The 17,634-nt window shown below is 64.8% G+C and carries 11 protein-coding genes; 4 read left to right on the top strand and 7 right to left on the bottom strand.

Translation table 11 applies throughout. The annotated features are described in order from the left end of the window. Positions 1–43: 43 nt before the first annotated feature. Genes WFP39_RS08345 through WFP39_RS08330 form a run of 4 tightly spaced genes read right to left on the bottom strand, consistent with a single transcriptional unit; the run spans position 44 to position 4,294 of the window. Positions 44–934, bottom strand: coding sequence for an SMP-30/gluconolactonase/LRE family protein (locus WFP39_RS08345; RefSeq protein ID WP_336918951.1), 891 nt, complete (start codon positions 932–934; stop codon positions 44–46). After that, a complete protein-coding gene (gene xylB / locus WFP39_RS08340) occupies positions 931–1,716 on the bottom strand; it encodes a D-xylose 1-dehydrogenase (RefSeq protein WP_336918949.1) in 786 nt (261 codons plus the stop codon). Before xylB ends, WFP39_RS08345 begins: the two co-directional genes overlap by 4 nt. Positions 1,717–1,721: 5 nt before the next feature. Then, the gene (locus tag WFP39_RS08335; RefSeq protein WP_336918947.1) at positions 1,722–3,161 is read right to left on the bottom strand and encodes an aldehyde dehydrogenase family protein; all 1,440 of its coding nucleotides are present in this window, start codon (positions 3,159–3,161) and stop codon (positions 1,722–1,724) included. Between the two features lie 8 nt (positions 3,162–3,169). Next, a complete protein-coding gene (locus WFP39_RS08330) occupies positions 3,170–4,294 on the bottom strand; it encodes a fumarylacetoacetate hydrolase family protein (protein ID WP_336918945.1) in 1,125 nt (374 codons plus the stop codon). Between the two features lie 98 nt (positions 4,295–4,392). On the opposite strand from WFP39_RS08330, the gene WFP39_RS08325 reads away from it, so the two are divergent. Beyond that, positions 4,393–6,081 carry a glycoside hydrolase family 43 protein gene (locus WFP39_RS08325; protein ID WP_336918943.1) on the top strand — a complete coding sequence of 563 codons (1,689 nt, stop codon included), beginning with the start codon at positions 4,393–4,395 and terminating at the stop codon, positions 6,079–6,081. Positions 6,082–6,141: 60 nt separating this feature from the next. Continuing rightward, positions 6,142–7,410, top strand: a complete 1,269-nt coding sequence (locus tag WFP39_RS08320) for an MFS transporter (RefSeq protein ID WP_336918941.1) — start codon at positions 6,142–6,144, stop codon at positions 7,408–7,410. A 24-nt stretch (positions 7,411–7,434) separates the two neighbouring features. Here the strand turns inward: WFP39_RS08320 and WFP39_RS08315 are convergent, their stop codons facing one another. Next, positions 7,435–8,556: a hypothetical protein gene (locus WFP39_RS08315; protein WP_336918940.1), complete on the bottom strand. Its 1,122-nt coding sequence runs from the start codon at positions 8,554–8,556 to the stop codon at positions 7,435–7,437. Positions 8,557–8,613: 57 nt separating this feature from the next. Further along, entirely contained in the window at positions 8,614–11,145 is a 2,532-nt protein-coding gene (locus tag WFP39_RS08310) for a glycoside hydrolase family 3 protein (protein ID WP_336918939.1), read from the bottom strand. A 142-nt stretch (positions 11,146–11,287) separates the two neighbouring features. Between WFP39_RS08310 and WFP39_RS08305 the strand changes: the two genes are divergently transcribed. Further along, positions 11,288–13,609, top strand: coding sequence for a glycoside hydrolase family 3 N-terminal domain-containing protein (locus tag WFP39_RS08305; RefSeq protein WP_336918938.1), 2,322 nt, complete (start codon positions 11,288–11,290; stop codon positions 13,607–13,609). Next, the gene (locus WFP39_RS08300) at positions 13,606–16,407 is read left to right on the top strand and encodes a glycoside hydrolase family 31 protein (protein WP_336918937.1); all 2,802 of its coding nucleotides are present in this window, start codon (positions 13,606–13,608) and stop codon (positions 16,405–16,407) included. Before WFP39_RS08305 ends, WFP39_RS08300 begins: the two co-directional genes overlap by 4 nt. A 4-nt stretch (positions 16,408–16,411) precedes the next feature. Here the strand turns inward: WFP39_RS08300 and manD are convergent, their stop codons facing one another. Then, a complete protein-coding gene (gene manD, locus WFP39_RS08295; protein WP_336918935.1) occupies positions 16,412–17,620 on the bottom strand; it encodes a D-mannonate dehydratase ManD in 1,209 nt (402 codons plus the stop codon). Positions 17,621–17,634 lie beyond the last annotated feature (14 nt).

Below are 17,634 nucleotides of genomic sequence, written 5' to 3'. Positions count from 1 at the left end.
CAAACGCCCCGGTTCTTCACGTCCGGTGGCGCGGTTGATAGGCTTAACCCAGCTTTGCCCGTGCCTGCGCAAAACCGGCGACGGGGGAATCGAAGGCCAGCAGGCTGCCGGCATGGGGGAATTGCGGGAACTCCCCCTCTTCCAGATTCTTGGTCGCGGTGGTGACAAAGGCGGTGCGGAAATCCGCGCCGCCCAGGCACATCTTGGTTATATCCCTCGCTTCGAACTCCACCTCGGCCACCACATCACCGTCGGGAGAGAATCGGGCGACGCGGCTGCCGAGGTAGAGTCCGGTCCAGACATGGTCTTCGGCATCGACTACCGGACCATCGGGATAGGCATTGGGATGAAGCGCACCGGTATCGGCAAAGAGGCGAGCCTCGCCAACACCCGATACGGTAAGCGGGGCCACCATGATTTTCTGGCCCAGCGTGTCGGTAAAATAGATGCGATCACCTGCGGCGCTGACAGCAGGGCCATTGGTAATCGAAATGCCGGAAGGGCCGGCGGGACGGATTTCGCCGCGCTCGAACACATAGAAGCGGCCCGATGCCTGGCTTTCGCTGTCGTCCATCGAGCCGAACCATACGCGGCCCCAAGGATCGGTGCAGGCATCGTTGAGGCGGTTCCCCACAGGTTCACCCGGCACATCCATCAGCTTTTCAAAACGCTGATGCGCGGGATCGAAAGTGTATAGCCCGTCCTTCAGCCCGCACAAAAGCAGGCCGTTATCGGCGGGCAGGGCCCAGCCGATCTGCTCCGGCGCCTCGGCCATGGCATTGCTGCCCGTGGCCGGATCGTAATGCCACAGCCGGTGCTGCTTGATATCGACGAACCAGACGATGGCGCGTTCGGCATCCCAGAACGCGCCTTCGCCCAACTTGCTGCCGACATCGATCAGCCGGCGTGGCCGCGCCGAAGAGGTCAGGTTCACCGCCATCCGGCATCCACCCAGTAATTATGCGCGGTGCAGAAGCGGGCATCGTCGCTTGCCAGAAACAGCGCCATGGCGGCGATGTCGGCGGGCTGGATGCGTCCATCGAGGCATTGCGCGGCAACGATTTCGGCCTCGCCTTCGGGTGTGTACCACTTCATTTGCCGCGGGGTCTGCACATTGCCGGGTATGATGGCGTTAACGCGGATGTTGTCACGACCCAGCTCGCGCGCCAGGCTGCGCGTCAGCCCCTCGATCGCGGCCTTCGCTGTCTGGTAAACCACCAGATCCTTCAGCCCCAGATGCCAGCTGATCGATCCCAGATTGACAATCGACCCGCCGCCCGCCGCGCGCAGAGCCGGAACGGCCGCCTTGGCGGCAAAGAACTGGTGCTTGAGGTTCACGGCCATGCGCTCGTCCCAATATTCGGGCGTCACATCGGCGAAATTGTGCCGGTCATCGCTGGCGGCATTGTTGATTAGCACGTCACAGCCGCCGAGGCGCTCGATCAGCTGGCCGATCTTGGCGCCGTAATCGGTGCAATCGGTAATGTCGCACGGCATGAAGATCGGCGGAACCGATGCGTCGGCGAGGCGCGCGACCAGGGCGGCGCTGGGCGCTTCCTGAATGTCGACAAAGGCAACGGCCGCGCCCTGACGGGCGAAGGCTTCCACAATGCCTTCCCCGATGCCCGAACCGCCACCGCTTACCAGTACTTTCTTACCGGCCAGGCTGGGGTAAATCGCCCCCTGAGCCACTGGCCGCAACATCCCCTCAGCCATCTGGCTCAGTCTCCTGTGTAGACCGTTTTCACGGTCGTGTAGAACTCCACTGCGGCAAAGCCCTGCTCGCGCGCGCCATAGCTCGATCCGCGCGTGCCGCCGAAAGGCACGTGGTAATCGACACCGGCAGTGGGCAGATTGATCATCACCATGCCCGCCTTGACATTGCGACGGAAATGCCGCGCCTTGGCAAGGCTGCTGGTGACAATACCGGATGAAAGGCCAAAATTGCCGCGATTGGCCTGTTCCAGCGCCTCGTCGTAATTCTTCACGCGGATGGTGGAGACGACGGGGCCGAAAACCTCTTCATTGTTGATGCGCATGTCGGGATTGGTATCCGCGATCACGGTGGGCTGCATGAAATAGCCGTTGGTCTCGCCCTTCACCGCCTCGCCGCCGCCCGCCAGACGCCCGCCTTCGTCACAGGCAATCGCGACATACCGGAAGTTCTGCTCCAACTGCTGTTCGCTGGCGGCCGGGCCGACCTGCGTTGCCGGATCGAGCGCCGGGCCGACCTTGAGGCTCTTGGCCTTTTCCGCCAGCGCCGCCACGAAGGCATCGTGAATGCCGTCTTCCACGATTACGCGGCTGGACGCAGTGCAGCGCTGACCGGTCTGGAAAAAGCCGCCATCGGCCGCAATTGCCACGGCCTTGTCGAGATCGGCATCGTTCAGGATCACCAGCGGGTTCTTGCCGCCCATTTCCATCTGCACCTTGGCGCCGCGCTTCATCGCGGCAAGGCCCACCGCGCCGCCCACCTGCTGGCTGCCGGTAAAGCTGATCGCGGCCACATCTTCGTGATCCACAATCGCGCGGCCCACATCGCCGCGGCCCAGCACCATGTTGAACACGCCCGCAGGGACGCCTGCCTCGTGAATGATTTCCGCCAGGGCATAGGCCATGGTGGGCGTGACATTGGCGGGCTTGAGCACCACCGTATTGCCGAACGCCATGGCTGGGGCGGCTTTCCATGCGGGGATGGCGATGGGGAAGTTCCACGGCGTGATGAGGCCGACAACCCCCAATGCCTCGCGATGGGTGGCCACATCAAGGCCGGGACGCGTCGATTCGAGCGTCAGCCCATGGCGGCGCAGCGCTTCGCCAGAGAAATAGCGGAAGATGCGCGCGGCGCGCAGCACTTCGCCCATGCCTTCGGCGCGCAGCTTGCCTTCTTCGCGCGCAAGCAATTCGCCCAGTTCCGCGGCGCGGGCGAACAGGGCGGAGGCAACCTTTTCCAGCAAATCGGAACGCACTTCGGGCGAGGCATTGGCCCAGGCCGGCTGCGCCGCCTTTGCCGCGGCAACAGCCGCGCCAACATCAGCCGCCGTCCCATCGGGAAAGCGCGCGACGATGTCGCTGGTATCGGACGGGTTGATGCTCTCCAGCGCGTCGCTCGCGCCGGTGAACTCGCCACCGATATAGTGGGAAAGGATACGGTTGGTCATGAAACTCCTCAGATGCGGTCGATCAGGCCGCGTGCGGCCAGGTTGCGCACGAATTCGCTGATGCCCATGGTCCAGGCCGGTGCATCGCGCGAAGTCGTGACGGTGTTTTGCAGCGTGCCGATACGCGGCGAGCTGATGGTAACGGTATCACCCACCTTGTGCGTGAAACCGGCGCCCGGTGTGTCGCGATCCTGCGTGGGGGCAAACAGCGTGCCGCAGAACAGCACGAATCCATCGGGATAATGATGCTCCGACAGACACTGCGCCACCAGATCGGTGGGATCGCGGCTGATCTGCCCCATGTCGTTGGTGCCTTCCAGCCGGTAACCTTCGGGCCCGTCGATCTGCAATTCCACCTTGGCGGTGCGCACATCGTCGAGTGTAAAGCCATCATCGAACAGGCGGATGAACGGGCCGATCGCGCAGCTGGCGTTGTTGTCCTTGGCCTTGGAAAGGAGCAGCGCGCTGCGCCCTTCGAAATCGCGCAGGTTTACGTCATTGCCCAGCGTTGCGCCCACGATTTCGCCATGCGCATCGCACACCAGCACCACTTCGGGTTCGGGGTTGTTCCAGCTCGAATCGCTGCGCACCCCGATCAGCGCGCCCGTGCCCACAGTCGAAAGCGTGGGCGATTTGGAGAATATCTCCGCATCGGGGCCAATCGCCACTTCGAGATATTGCGACCACATCCCTTCTGCAATGAGCGCGGCCTTGAGTTCGGCAGCCTCCGCACTGCCGGGGACGACCGAGCGGATGCCAGCGCCAACCTTTTCTTCTAGCGTGGCGCGAATCGCTTCGGCCGCCGAGGCATCGCCGCGGGCGCGTTCCTCGATCACGCGTTCAATCGCGGACAGGGCAAAGGTCACGCCAGCAGCCTTTACTGCCTGCAGATCAATGGGGGAAAGCAGGCTCCAGCCTTCGGGCAGGCCATCTTCCACGGCGCCGATGTCCCGGCCGCCATCGAAAATGCGGCGCGCCACCGCACCAGCGGATGTCGCCACGGTTTCGGTCAGATCGAACAGGCGGCCGCCGCGAATCGCCAGCACATGCGGGCCATCCGGCCCCTGCGCACGTCCAATAAACTGTCCTTCCGCATAGTCAGCGGGCAAATATTGGGTCACTTCGGCTACCATTGCCGTGAATTCCTCCCCCTTGATAGCGCTACCATAAGATGCCTAAAAGGTTCCGGCAAGGGCAAACACCCAAGGTTTGTGCCAAAGGGAGAAGTTGAATGCGTAAAAGGCTGACAGGTTTATCGATTGCGGCGCTGACATTGGTGCTGGCTTCCCCGGCAATCGCGCAAACCGGGGCGGCGGCGCGGGTGGGGCCGACGGCCACGTTCGATTACATGGAATACCGCGCCACGGGCGAGGTGCCGGCAACGCCTGCTGATTCGTTCCGCAATCCGGTGCTGCCGGGTTTTCAGCCTGATCCCTCGATCGTGCGGGTAGGGGATGATTTCTACCTCACCAATTCCACCTTCAGCTGGTTTCCCGGCCTGCCGATCTATCACAGCCGCGATCTGGTGAACTGGAACCTGATCGGCCATGCGATCGACCGGCCGGGTATGGTCGATTTCAGCGGCCTTGGCACGAATCGCGCGCTGTTCGCGCCCGCGATCACCTATGGACACGGCAAATTCTGGATCGTGAACACCTGCATCGAATGCGGCAACAATTTCGTTATCACCGCTGACCGGCCCGAAGGTCCGTGGAGCGATCCGGTGTGGCTGCCTTTCGGCGGAATCGACCCCTCGCTCTATTTCGCCGAGGATGGCACCACCTGGATCACCTATAATGATGCCCCTGCGGTGGAGCCGCGTTACGAAGGCCACCGCGCGATCTGGATCCAGCAGTTTTTCCCCGAAACCATGTCTATGGCCGAGGAGCGCACACTGCTGGTCGATGGCGGGGTGAACCCGGCGGAAAACCCGATCTGGGCCGAAGGGCCGCATATCTACAAGGTGGGCGACTGGTATTACCTGCTGACAGCAGAGGGTGGCACGGCCGACCAGCATTCGCAGACGATCTACCGCTCGCGCGAACTCACCGGCCCCTATACGCCGGGCCCCATCAACCCCATCCTGACCCAGCGCAACATGGACCCGAATCGTCCCGACCGGGTGGAGGCGACCGGCCATGCCGATGCGGTGGAACTGGACGATGGCACATGGTGGGGCGTGTTCCTCGCCACCCGTCCCTTCGCCGGGCAATCGACGCTGATGGGGCGCGAAACCTTCCTGCTGCCGATGACGTGGGAAGATGGCTGGCCGCGATTCCTCGATCCGGGCGAATATGTGCCCGCCGTGGTGAAGCGGCCCAATCTGCCGCGTTTCAACGGCACCGACTGGAGCCGTTACCGCGACGATTTCACCGCGCCCTTGTCGGGCGAATGGATCGCGCTGCGCACCCCGGTGGCAACGCAGCAATGGGGGCTTGATGCCTCTGCCGGGCAATTATGGGTCACCGCAGGCCCGGATGCAGCGGGGAGCCTGGGTCGTCCGTCCTTTACCGGGCGCCGCCTGCGCCACCACCAGGCGGAAGTGAGCACGCGCGTCAGCTTTGCCCCCGCCGCGCAGGGTGATTTTGCCGGATTGCTGGCCTTCATGGATGAAGGGCACTTCCTGGCCTTTGGCGTCGAAGGCACCGGGCAGGGCCGCGAAATGGTCGCTCGCCTGCGTTATGAGCCTGAGCATGGCGAACGCGGCCAAGTGGTTGCGCGCGCGCCGCTGCCGGGCAATGGCGCGGTTGACCTGCGCCTGAACCTCGATGGCGGGCAGGCCAATCTCGCTTTCCGCGCCGCAGGTTCGCGCAACTGGCAGAATCTGGGCACCACGGTGAATGTGGAACCGCTGTCCTCCATCCATGCTGGCCTCTTTACGGGAGTGGTGATCGGCCCCTATGCAGTAGCCGGGGAGTAATTTGCGAATGGGGCGCTCCTGACGGGAGTACGGAGCGCCCCTTTTCGCGGAGGGATCACAATGCAAAACAAGGCTACCGTGCGGGCGGCGTTCATTGCCGTCACCACGCTGTTCTTTGCCTGGGGGCTGATCACATCGCTGATCGATCCGCTGGTCGCGGCGGTAAAGGGCATCTTCACCCTGACCGATATGGAAGCGCAGCTGTCTGCTTCCGCCTTCTTTATCGCCTATGCGCTGATATCCTTCCCCGCCGCCGTGCTGATTGCGCGGATACGGGCGGTTCCGGCGATATTGCTGGCGCTGGCGATCATGGTAGCGGCGTGTCTGATCATGCTGGGGGCGGCCAATATCGCGCAATATTCGCTGGTGCTGCTGGGCCTGTTCGTGCTGGCAAGCGGGATCACCGTGCTGCAGGTGGCGGCCAACCCACTGGCGGCGGCGCTTGGCGCGCCGGAAAAGAGCCATTTTCGCCTGACACTGGCGCAGACCTTCAACAGTTTCGGCACCTTCATCGGCCCCTATGTCGGAGCGGTGCTGTTCCTGGAAGGGCTCGAAGTCAAGGAAGGCACATTGGTGACCGATCAAGCGCGGCAGAACGCGCTGCTGGGCATCGACATGGCCTATTTCTGGATCTGCGGACTCTTGCTGCTGTTGTTCGCGTTTTTCTTCCTCTCGCGCCGCACGGTGGCGGCCGCCGCGCCCGAACCCGCGCCTGCCAAGGGGATCGGCGCGATGATTGCCGACGCGGTGTCGAGCCGCTGGTGCCTGCTCGGCGGGGCGGCGATCTTCCTTTATGTCGGGGCGGAAGTCGCCATCGGCACGCAGATGGCGCTGTTCCTCAACGATGATGGCGTGTGGGGCATTACGCTGCAGGATGCGGGCAAGTTCGTCAGCTTTTACTGGGGCGGGGCGATGGTGGGCCGGGCGATCGGTTCGCTGCTGCTGGCCCGGTTCGATGCCGCGCGCCTGCTGGCGATCTTCACCGCGATTGCCTGCGCCATGTGTCTTTATGTGGTGGCAGTAGGCGGCGTTTCGGCAGGCTATGTCGCGCTGGCGATCGGGCTGTTCAATTCGATCATGTTCCCGGTGATCTTCACGCTGACGCTGGAACGATCCACCGCCAGCGAGCAGGCGACGAGCGGGTTCCTGTGCACCTCCATCGTTGGCGGCGCGGCGTTGCCGCCGCTGGTGGGGCTGGTGTCGGGCGCAACCGGATATGTCACCGCCATGCTGCTGCCTGCGGCGTGTTACGCGCTGCTGGTGCTGTTCGCGGTGAAGGCGAGCCGGACACCGCCCCTGCGTGCGGCAGAGGCAATGTCCGCTCACTGACATGCGCGGGTTCTGGCGGCGAGGTTATTGCCCCGCTGTCAGCTTCACCACATAGACCGGGCCGATATCGACCACCTGCTGTGCGCCGCCCAGATGCAGCGCGACCACCGCGCTGCCGCCGGCCATTGCCGCGGTGGCGGTGGTGCGGACACGGACAAGCTGCCAGTTCGGCCCCACGCTGAAGGTGTTGTCGCCAAACCCGCCAAAGGGCGGCACGTTCTGCTGCACGCGCACGCCGATCCGCGCGCGCCCGTCTTCCGTAGCGGCCGACACGGTGCGGGCGGCAACCGCGATTTCGAGCTGGTCTCCCTCGGCAATCGCTTCGGTCAGCGGCACGGCGGCTTGCAGATCCCAGGCCTGCGGAGCCACGGCGGGGGATGTGAACTGCACCGCGCTGCCCAGCCAGATCGTCCCTTCCTCGCGCACAGCATAGGTGCCGGCATTGGCAAGGTAGCTGTAATCCGACACGAACGGATTGCTGATCAGCGTGCCGCGCCCTTCCAGTTGCGGCGGCAAAGTGGGCGTGGGGCGGGCATTGTTGCCCAGGATTCGATCTGCACCTGCCACCACGAAGGTCTGGCCGATTTCCACCGTTTGCTGTTCGGCCCCCATCTGGAACACCAGAAACGCCTCGCGCCGGGGGATCGAGATGTTGGCGGTGGCGGTGCCTTCATACCAGCGCCATTCGCGCCCGATGACAAAGGTCGTGTCGCCAAAGCCGGGCCACGGATCGGCATCGCGCTGCACGCGCACGGTGACGCGGCCGTTGCCATCCGCGGCGCGGCTTTCGGTGGTGCGCGCCCAGAAGCCGTATGTGACCTGCGTGCCCGATGCGATATCGGCCGTCAGCGGAGCATAGGCCTGCATATCCCACGGATTGGCGCCTGCGCGGCGCACTTCATACTGCGTTGCCGCCCCGCCGCCAGGAATATTTGGGTCGACGATCGCCGCTGTGCGCAGTCGTGCCCCGGCGGTGCGCCATTCGAGCGAGGTGGGATCGTTGATCAGCGTGCCGGGCAGGCTGGCATCGATCTCGGCCAGCTGTGCGGCGGTGTCCGCATCCTGCGCTAGCGTGGGCGCCGAAGGAAACAGTGCGAGAGCAAGGGCAGCCAGGCCCACCCCTGCCTTGCGAATTGCGAGGGTCATCTTGCGTTTCTCCCAACATCACACGCGCCGGCTCGTACCGGTCGCGCCAAATCCTCATCACGAACAGGGCAAAACCTGCTCCGCATCCATGCCCAGCCGCACTTCGGCCAAAGACCAGTCCGCCCTGCCTTCGCTAGCCAGGATGAACGGCGCGGCCACGCTTGCCATGTCGATCCCCTTGTCGCGTAGACATTTGAGCGGCAGGCCGTAACGCACGAAACGGCCATTGGCGGGCAGCACCACCGGGTTGACGCCCAGCGTGCCATCGGCCCCGCGCATCGCCACGCCCAGTGCCTGCGGCGCGGTATCGACCTTCACCGTGAACAGCAGCAGGATATCGGCATTGGTTTCGCGCGTGATGTCGACCGGGTTCAGATTGCTGACCGAAACCGCGGCCGAACCGCCCGCGATTTCAAAGCGGCGCGCACCTTCCTGTACCATATGGTTCACCGCGGTAATGCGCGCGCGGCCTTCCAACGCGTCTGCAGGCATGGTGGTGATGCGCGTTTGGCTGCCCGATTGGCCGGGATCGGCGATAGTGAGCGACCAGGCCGCTGCGGGAACACCGGCGTCAAACCATACGCGGCTGTCGCCCGCCTCGGCCACTTGCGCCAGCGGCAGTTCCGACCATGCGGCAGGCGCGCTGGCATAGGTGAGGCCGTAGCCCAGCGGGAACAAAGTGCCGTCATCCATGTCCGGAGTGATCGGCCATGCGGCGGGCAGCGTGCCGGTGAAATCGTAACGCGGCGCGCGGTTTGCATCGCCCACCAGCACATCGGCAATCCCGCCCCCTTCGCTGCCCGGAAGCCAGGCAACGACAAAGGCATCGGCATTGTTCAGCGCCTCGTTCACATAGAGCGGACGGCCGGTGATCATCACCGCCACCACCGGGATGCCCTGTTCGCGCAAGCTGCGCATGGTGGCATAGGGGCCGGTCAGCGCGGTATCGAGCGCCAGCGTCGCGCGGTCGCCCTGGAATTCGGCATAGGGTTCCTCGCCAAACACCACCACGGCGGCATCGGGCCGCTGGGTGAAGCTGCCATCGGGCGAAAGTTCCGCGCTGCCACCCGCCGCAGTCACGGCTTCGTGCAGGCCCGCAAAGATCGAGGTCGCGCCGGGGAACAGATCATTGGTCAGGCCCGTGCCCTGCCAGCTCAGCGTCCAGCCGCCCGATTGGCGGGCAATATCGTCCGCCCCGTCGCCCGCCACCAGCAGGCGCCCGCCCGGTGCCAGTGGCAGCACGCCATCATTGCGCAGCAGCACCAGCGATTTGCGCACCGCCTCGCGCGCCAGTTCGCGGTGTTCGGGCGCGCCAAGCAGATCGTAGCGGCCCGACAGGAAGCGTTCAGACGGGCGCGGCGCGTCGAGCAGGCCGAGGCGTTCCTTCACCGTCAGGATGCGCGTCACCGCCTCGTCCACGCGCGACATGGGGATTTCGCCGCTGCGCGCGCGGGCGAGCAGGTCGTTATAGATCGGCCGCCAGGTATCGGGTGCCATATACATGTCGATCCCCGCCATAAGCGCCTGCGGGCAGCTTTCATTGGTGCAGCCCGCGACCTGCCCATGCGCGTTCCAGTCGGACACGGTAAAGCCGCCGAAATCCATCCGCTCTTTCAAAACGCCGGTGAGCAGCGAATGGTTGCCCGTCATCTTCACGCCCTGCCAGCTGGAAAAGCTGGCCATCACGGTGGAGACGCCTTCGGCAATTGCGGGGCCATAGGGCGCGCCGTGAATGTCGCGCAGTTCCTCCTCAGAGACAGAGCTGTCGCCCTGATCGGTGCCGTTATCGGTGCCGCCATCGGCCAGGAAATGCTTGGTCGAGGCCAAAACGTAAGGGCCGTCCAGCATGTTGCGCACGCCGGGGCCGCCTTCCAGCCCGCGCACCATCGCGCCGACATAGGAGGAGACGATCGCGGGGTCGGACGAATAGCCTTCATACGCGCGGCCCCAGCGGAAATCCTGCGGCACCGCCACGGTGGGGGCGAAAGTCCATTCCTGCCCGGTCACCCGGATTTCCACCGCGGTGGCGCGGCCAATCCGCTCGATCAGATCGACATCGCGCGCCGCGCCAAGGCCGATATTGTGCGGAAAGATCGTGGCGCCGATGATGTTCGAATGGCCGTGCACCGCATCGGTGCCCCACACGATCGGCACGCCCACGCCGCCATCGCTGGTATCGGTGGAAGCTTCCCAAAATTCGTCCGCCAGCCGCAGCCAATCTTCGGCCGGGGCCAGATCATTGCCATAGGGGCCGGAATTGCCGCCGTTGAGCACCGAGCCGAGATTGTATTCGCGCACTTCCTCCGGCGTGACGCAGCACAGATCGGCCTGCACCAACTGGCCGATTTTTTCCTCCAGCGTCATGCGCGCCACGATGCCCGCAACGCGCGCTTGCGCTTCAGGCGGAGTTTGCACGGGATAGGTGTAGGCCGGCCAGATTTCTGGGTTGGCAACGCCGCGCATGTCGGTCTGCTGCGAATCGGCAGGCGTGTTGCTGGCGATCGGTGTCTGGCTCGCGCCGGTGCTGGCGCAGGCCATCAGCAGGACAGTGGCCAGACCTGTCGAAGCAACCTTCCCGAAACGCGGCATCGTGTTCTCCCTTCACATCCCGTCTGCGCGGGAATCTTGACTATGTGAGCGCTACCATCCAAATTCCGGGGCCACTTGTCAAAGGCATAATGCACGACAAGGCGTGGCGGGGCGGCTGCTCCGGCGGGGTGGGGAGAGAATAATGACTGCAAGGCTTTACCCGTTTGCGCGTGCGGCGCTGATGGCATCGGCACTGGGGCTGTCGGGCCTTTTTGCCGCCCCCGGCGCGGCGGCACAGGGCGGCGAGGCGTCGGTGGCCGTGGCGAACCAATCCCTGCCTCATCGCCTGCTGGCGCAGATGACGCTGGAGGAGAAGATCGGCCAGCTGGTGCAGCGCATGGGCGGGCGGCAGCGGGCGCTGAATTCGCGGCTGGGGCCGGACGAGCTGGAGCGCGTGCGTGCGGGTCAGGTCGGCTCATACCTGCATGTGGCGGGCGCCGAACCCTTGCGCGAATTGCAGCGCGTGGCGGTGGAGGAAAGCCGCTTACGCATCCCACTGCTGTTTTCGATGGACGTGGTGCATGGCTACCGCACGATCTTCCCCGTGCCGCTCGCCATGGCGGCCACATTCGATGACGCCGCGATGCAGCGCCACGCGCGAATCGCGGCGGTGGAGGCGAGCGCGGCGGGCCTGCACTGGACCTTTGCCCCCATGGCTGATGTGGCACGCGATGGCCGTTGGGGCCGCATCGTCGAAGGCGCGGGCGAAGACCCGTTCCTGACCGCGCGGATGACCGCGGCGCAGGTGCGCGGCTTTCAGGGGGAAGACCTCTCCGCCGCCGACACGCTGATGGCGGGCACAAAGCATCTGGGGGCATATGGCGCGGCGCAAGGCGGGCGCGATTACGCCGATGCCGATATTTCCGACCGTGTGTTGCAGGAAGTCTACCTTGCACCCTTCCGCGCGGCGGCAGAGGAGGGCACCGCCAGCTACATGACCGCATTCAATACGATTGGCGGCGTGCCCACCACCGCGAACGAGGCGCTTTTGCGCGGGCTGCTGCGCGACGATTGGGGCTGGCAGGGGCTGATGCTGTCCGATTGGCGCGCGGTGGAGGAATTGCTCGCCCACGGCATTGCCGAAACGCGCGACGAGGCGGCAGCTTTGGCCCTGCGCGCCAGTGTGGACATGGACATGGTAGCCGATGTCTATGCCGATCATCTGGCGCGCGCGGTTGCGGCGGACCCCGCTCTGCTGCCGCTGCTGGACGAGGCGGTCTTGCGCATCCTGCGCGTCAAGGAAGCGCTGGGCCTCTTCGATGACCCCTACCGCTATCACGACACGGTGCGCGAGGCGGCGGTGATGGTTTCCACCGAACACCGCGCCGCCGCGCGCGAGGTGGCGGAACGGTCGATCGTTCTGCTCAAGAACGAAGGCAATGTCCTGCCTCTGGCACGGGGCGCGGGGCGCGTGGCGCTGATCGGGGCGCTGGCCGATGATGCGCGATCCGCGCTGGGCAGCTGGAAGGCGCAGGGGCTGGAAGCCGATGTGGTGACCTTGCGCAGCGCATTGCAGGCCGCGCGCCCGGCGGTCACTTACACTCCCGGCGCAGACAGCCGCAGCGCGGACGCATCGGGCATTGCCGCCGCCGTTGCCGCCGCGCAGGCCGCCGATGTCGTGGTGCTGGCGCTGGGCGAAGATTTCGACTGGTCGGGCGAGGCGCGCAGCCGGTCCAGCCTCGAACTGCCGGGGCGGCAGAAGGAACTGCTCGCGGCGGTCGCGGCCACCGGCAAGCCGTTGGTCGTGGTGCTGATGGGCGGGCGGCCGCTTGCCATACCCGAAGTGGACGAAGCCGCCGATGCGGTGCTCGCCACATGGCTGCTGGGCATTGAAAGCGGGCCTGCCATCACCCGTGTGCTGCTGGGCGAAGTGAACCCGGCGGGCCGGCTGCCGGTGACCTTCCCGCGCGCCACGGGGCAGGTGCCCTTCACCTATGACCAGATGCCGAGCGGCCGCCCGGCCGATCCCGATCCCACGCGCGACACGGTGCGGTATATGGATCTGCCGATCACCCCGCTTTACGCCTTTGGCCACGGCCTGTCCTACACCAGCTTCACCTATGGCGCGATGGAGCTGGACCGGGCCGAAATCCCTGCCAGCGGGGGCGAGGTGACGGTGCGCGTGCCCGTCACCAATAGCGGGACGCGGGCGGGCGACGAGGTGGTGCAGCTTTACATGCGCGACCCCGTGGCCAGCGTGTCGCGCCCTGTGATGCAATTGCGCGGCTATGCCCGCGTGGCCTTGCAGCCGGGGGAGACGAAAACGGTGGCCTTCACGCTCAATCCTGCGCAATTTGCATTGTGGAGCCTTGGCGGCGAGTGGCTGGTCGAGGAGGGAAGGATCGAACTGATGGCAGGCGCTGCATCTGACGATATCCGCGCACGCGGAACAATCACCATCATGGGCAGCGCGCCCGGCACAATCGCCCCGGCGGCTATCCCCACGCGGGTTGCGGTGCAATGAGGGCGCTTATCGCCGCCGCTGCGTTCGCCGCCGTCCTTGCCGCTCCTGCCTTTGCGGGCGAAGTGGAGCAGGTGCCGCACGGCCTTGTCGTCACCACCGATGCGGGCGAGAAGGTGCGCCTGCTTGCTTTTGCCGATGGCACGATCCGCGTGACCGTGGCGGAAGATCTGGCGGCGGTATCGCCAAGCCTGATGGTCAACCGCGAAGCCGATGGCGCGCCTGTTTTCCATACCAATGGCACCTATGCCAGCCTGACCACGCATATGGGGCACGCCATGGTGCAGCTGGCAGACGGGCGGCTGACCGTTTACGATGTGGCAGGGCAGGTGCTGCTCGACGAATATGCGCCAGCGCGGCGGATGCAGCCGGTCAATGTGGAGGGGCAGCGCTGGCTCGCCACCCGCGTGCAGTTCAACCGCGGGACGGACGAGGGGCTGTACGGCCTTGGCCAGCACCAGAACCGGCAGATGAATTACAACGGCGAGGATGTTGAGCTCGCGCAGCACAACATGGCGATTGCCGTGCCCTATATGGTCTCCACGCGCGGCTACGGCATCTTGTGGGACAACAATTCGATCACCCGCGTGGGCGATCCGGCGCCCTACCGCCCTCTCGAACTCGACTGGCGCGCGGACTACTATCTCGACCGTCGCTTTGCCCTGTCGCGGCGTGAGGCCACGATCAACTACCAATATATCCGCGATCAGGCGCGCTGGCCGACCGAGGCCTTGGCGCGCACCGAGGCGGCGACCAGCGGGCAGAACACCGCGGGCAATGCGGTGCAGTCGCAGGCGGTGATCTGGAGCGGGCGTTTCCGCGCCGACAGGGCAGGCACGCACAAGTTCCGCCTCTATTCCTCCAGCTATGTCCGCGTGCTGGCGAATGGCCGTGAAGTGCTCAATCGCTGGCGGCAGAACTGGAACCCCTGGTATCACCATTTCGAGCTGGATCTGCGCGCGGGCGAGCGGGTCGATCTGCGCGTCGAGTGGGAGCCGAACGCAGGCTATATCGCGCTCGAACATGCCGAGCCTTTGCCCGCAGCGGATCGCCATTCGGTCAGCTTTGCCAGCGATGCGGGCACCGCGATCGATTACTATGTCGTGCCCGCACCCACGATGGACGATGGCATTGCCGGATACCGCCGCCTCACCGGCAAGGCGCCGATGATGCCGCGCTGGGCCTACGGCTTCTGGCAATCGCGCCAGCGCTATCAGACGCAGGAGGAACTCACACAGGCGCTGAGCTGGTATCGTGCGCTCGACATTCCCATCGACGCGATTGTGCAGGACTGGTTCTACTGGCCAGAAGATCAATGGGGCTGCCATTGCTTTGACCCGGCGCGCTTTCCCGATCCTGCCGCGATGGTGCGCAATGTGCACGCCAACAATGCGCGGATCATGATTTCGGTCTGGCCCAAGTTCTATCCGAACACGGCGAATGCGCAGGAATTGGCGGCAGGCGGATTTCTGTATCCGCGCCCGCTCGAAGCCGGGCAGCGCGATTGGGTGGGGCCGGGCTATGCCAATACCTTCTACGATCCCTATTCGGGCGAAGCGCGCGCGATCTATGCCCGCCAGATGATCGATGCGCTGGCCCCGCTGGGCTTTGATGCCTGGTGGATGGACGCGACCGAGCCCGATTGGCATTCCAACCTGTCGGTGGAGGAGCGCGCTTTTCAGATGAGATCACCCGTCACCGGCACGCCGGGGCTGGCGATATTCAATTCCTATCCGCTGGTTCATGCCGAAGGCGTGGCCGATGCCCTGCGCGCCGCGCAGCCGAACCGGCGGCCCTTTATTCTCACCCGCAGCGGCTTTGGCGGGGTGCAGCGCGCCAGTGCGGCGCTGTGGTCGGGCGATGTGGCGGCACGGTGGGACGATCTGCGCGACCAGATCAGCGCGGGCACCAATCTGTCGGTCGCGGGCGTGCCCAACTGGACGCACGACATTGGTGGCTTCTCGGTGGAAAGCCGCTACACTTACCAATTGCCCGAACATCTGCCCGAATGGCGCGAGCTCTATCTGCGCTGGTTCCAGTTCGGCGCCTTCAGCCCGCTGTTCCGCAGCCACGGGGAGTTCCCCTTGCGCGAAACGCCGGTTATCGCGTCAGAGGATCCGGCGATGCTCGAAGGGCTGACCTATTACCACCGCCTGCGTTACCGCCTGCTGCCCTATATCTACACGCTGGCGGCGGACACGCATTTTGACGATGGCACGATCCTGCGTCCGCTGGTGATGGATTTTGAAGCCGACCGGCGCGTGTGGGAAATTGACGACCAGTATCTGTTTGGCTCGTCCATCATGGTTGCCCCGGTGACGGTGTTCGGCGCGCGCGAGCGGCAGGTCTATCTGCCGGCCGGCACGGATTGGTACGATGCGCAAACCGGCACCCGCCATGCAGGCGGGCAGACGATCACGGTCGACGCCCCGCGCGAACGCGTGCCTTTGTTCATTCGGGCAGGCGCGATCATCCCCACGGGGCCGGCGGTGCAGCACGCGAACGAAAACCCGCAAGGTCCGCTGGTGGTGCATGTCTTTGCCGGGGCCGATGGCGCCTTCAGCCTGTATGAGGACGAGGGCGAGGATATGGGCCATGAACGGGGTGAGTTCAGCCGCATCCCGATGCGCTGGTTCGACCAGTCACGCACCTTCACGCTGGGTGCGCGGCAAGGCAGCTTTCCCGGCATGGCGAACCTGCGCGAGATTGCCGTGATAGTGCACGATGGCAGCGAAAGCGGCCCGGTGTTCGAAGCGGAGGAACCGGGCGGCCTGCTTTACCACGGGGAGCCAATCCCCTAGCGGATCACCAGTTCCACAGCGTCCCGTCTTCGAGCCGGGCGATGGGAAGCTGCGCGGGTTTGTAGGGATATTTCGCCGCCAGCTTTTCATCGATGGTCACGCCATGGCCGGGGCTTTCGCCGCAATAAAGGTGCCCCGCCTCGAAACGGTAATCATGCGGGAACACCGCGTCGGTTTCCTCCGAATGGCGCATATATTCCTGAATGCCGAAATTGGGCACCCAGGTATCGAAATGCAGCGCCGCGCCCATGGTCACGGGCGACAGGTCAGTCGCGCCGTGGCTGCCCGTGCGCACCTGGTAGAGCGCCGCAAAATCGGCAATGCGGCGCAGATGCGTGATCCCGCCCGCGCGAAGCACGGTGGTGCGGATGTAATCGATCAGCTGGTTCTCGATCAGTTCCTTGCAATCCCAGATCGTGTTGAAAATCTCCCCCACGGCTAATGGCGTGGTGGTGCGTTCGCGGATCAGGCGGAACGCCTGCTGGTTTTCCGCAGGCGTCGCATCCTCCATCCAGAACAGGCGGTAGGGTTCGAGCGATTTGCCCAGTTGCGCCGCTTCGTTCGGGGTCAGGCGGTGATGCACATCGTGCAGCAATTCCGGCTCGTCCCCATATGTTTCGCGCAGTCTTTCGAACAGCTTGGGCACAAAGCGCAAGTATTTGGGCGTGTCCCACACGGTTTCGGTGGGAAGCGCCGCATCGGCGGGCTCGTAATACAGCGTGCCGCGCGCGACCCCGTAAGCCTTGGCAATGCCGGGAATGCCGCTCTGCGCGCGGATCGCCTTGTATCCCATGTCGATATACTGGCCCACCGCATCGACGGTTTCTTCCAGCGTGTTGCCATTGGCGTGGCCATAGACCAGCACCCGCTCGCGGCTTTTCCCGCCCAGCAATTGATAAAGCGGCATTCCTGCCAGCTTCGCCTTGATGTCCCACAAGGCGGTATCGACCGCAGAAATCGCGCTCATCGTCACCGGGCCGCGCCGCCAATAGGCCCCGCGATAGAGGAACTGCCACATATCTTCGCTGTTGCGCGGATCGCGGCCGATCAGATTGGGTATCACGTGATCGGCAAGATAGGACGCCACCGACAATTCGCGCCCGTTCAGCGTGGCATCGCCAATGCCGGTAACGCCTTGATCCGTTTCGATCAGCAGAGTGACGAAATTACGCCCCGGCGAACAGACGATAACCCTTGCAGCGGTGATTTTCATGCGCGATAGCCTTT

It is taken from the genome of Alteraurantiacibacter lauratis (assembly GCF_037154155.1).
GTDB lineage: Bacteria > Pseudomonadota > Alphaproteobacteria > Sphingomonadales > Sphingomonadaceae > Alteraurantiacibacter > Alteraurantiacibacter lauratis.
The sequence above is the reverse complement of the archived record's forward strand: the minus strand, read 5'-3'. Positions and strand labels throughout refer to the sequence as shown.

What these genes read in the sequence shown, in the direction of transcription:
- manD (WP_336918935.1), bottom strand. Translation starts at nt 17,620, where the DNA reads ATGAAAATCACCGCTGCAAGGGTTATCGTCTGTTCGCCGGGGCGTAAT.
- WFP39_RS08325 (WP_336918943.1), top strand. Translation starts at nt 4,393, where the DNA reads ATGCGTAAAAGGCTGACAGGTTTATCGATTGCGGCGCTGACATTGGTG.
- WFP39_RS08310 (WP_336918939.1), bottom strand. Translation starts at nt 11,145, where the DNA reads ATGCCGCGTTTCGGGAAGGTTGCTTCGACAGGTCTGGCCACTGTCCTG.
- WFP39_RS08335 (WP_336918947.1), bottom strand. Translation starts at nt 3,161, where the DNA reads ATGACCAACCGTATCCTTTCCCACTATATCGGTGGCGAGTTCACCGGC.
- WFP39_RS08330 (WP_336918945.1), bottom strand. Translation starts at nt 4,294, where the DNA reads ATGGTAGCCGAAGTGACCCAATATTTGCCCGCTGACTATGCGGAAGGA.
- xylB (WP_336918949.1), bottom strand. Translation starts at nt 1,716, where the DNA reads ATGGCTGAGGGGATGTTGCGGCCAGTGGCTCAGGGGGCGATTTACCCC.
- WFP39_RS08300 (WP_336918937.1), top strand. Translation starts at nt 13,606, where the DNA reads ATGAGGGCGCTTATCGCCGCCGCTGCGTTCGCCGCCGTCCTTGCCGCT.
- WFP39_RS08320 (WP_336918941.1), top strand. Translation starts at nt 6,142, where the DNA reads ATGCAAAACAAGGCTACCGTGCGGGCGGCGTTCATTGCCGTCACCACG.
- WFP39_RS08315 (WP_336918940.1), bottom strand. Translation starts at nt 8,556, where the DNA reads ATGACCCTCGCAATTCGCAAGGCAGGGGTGGGCCTGGCTGCCCTTGCT.
- WFP39_RS08305 (WP_336918938.1), top strand. Translation starts at nt 11,288, where the DNA reads ATGACTGCAAGGCTTTACCCGTTTGCGCGTGCGGCGCTGATGGCATCG.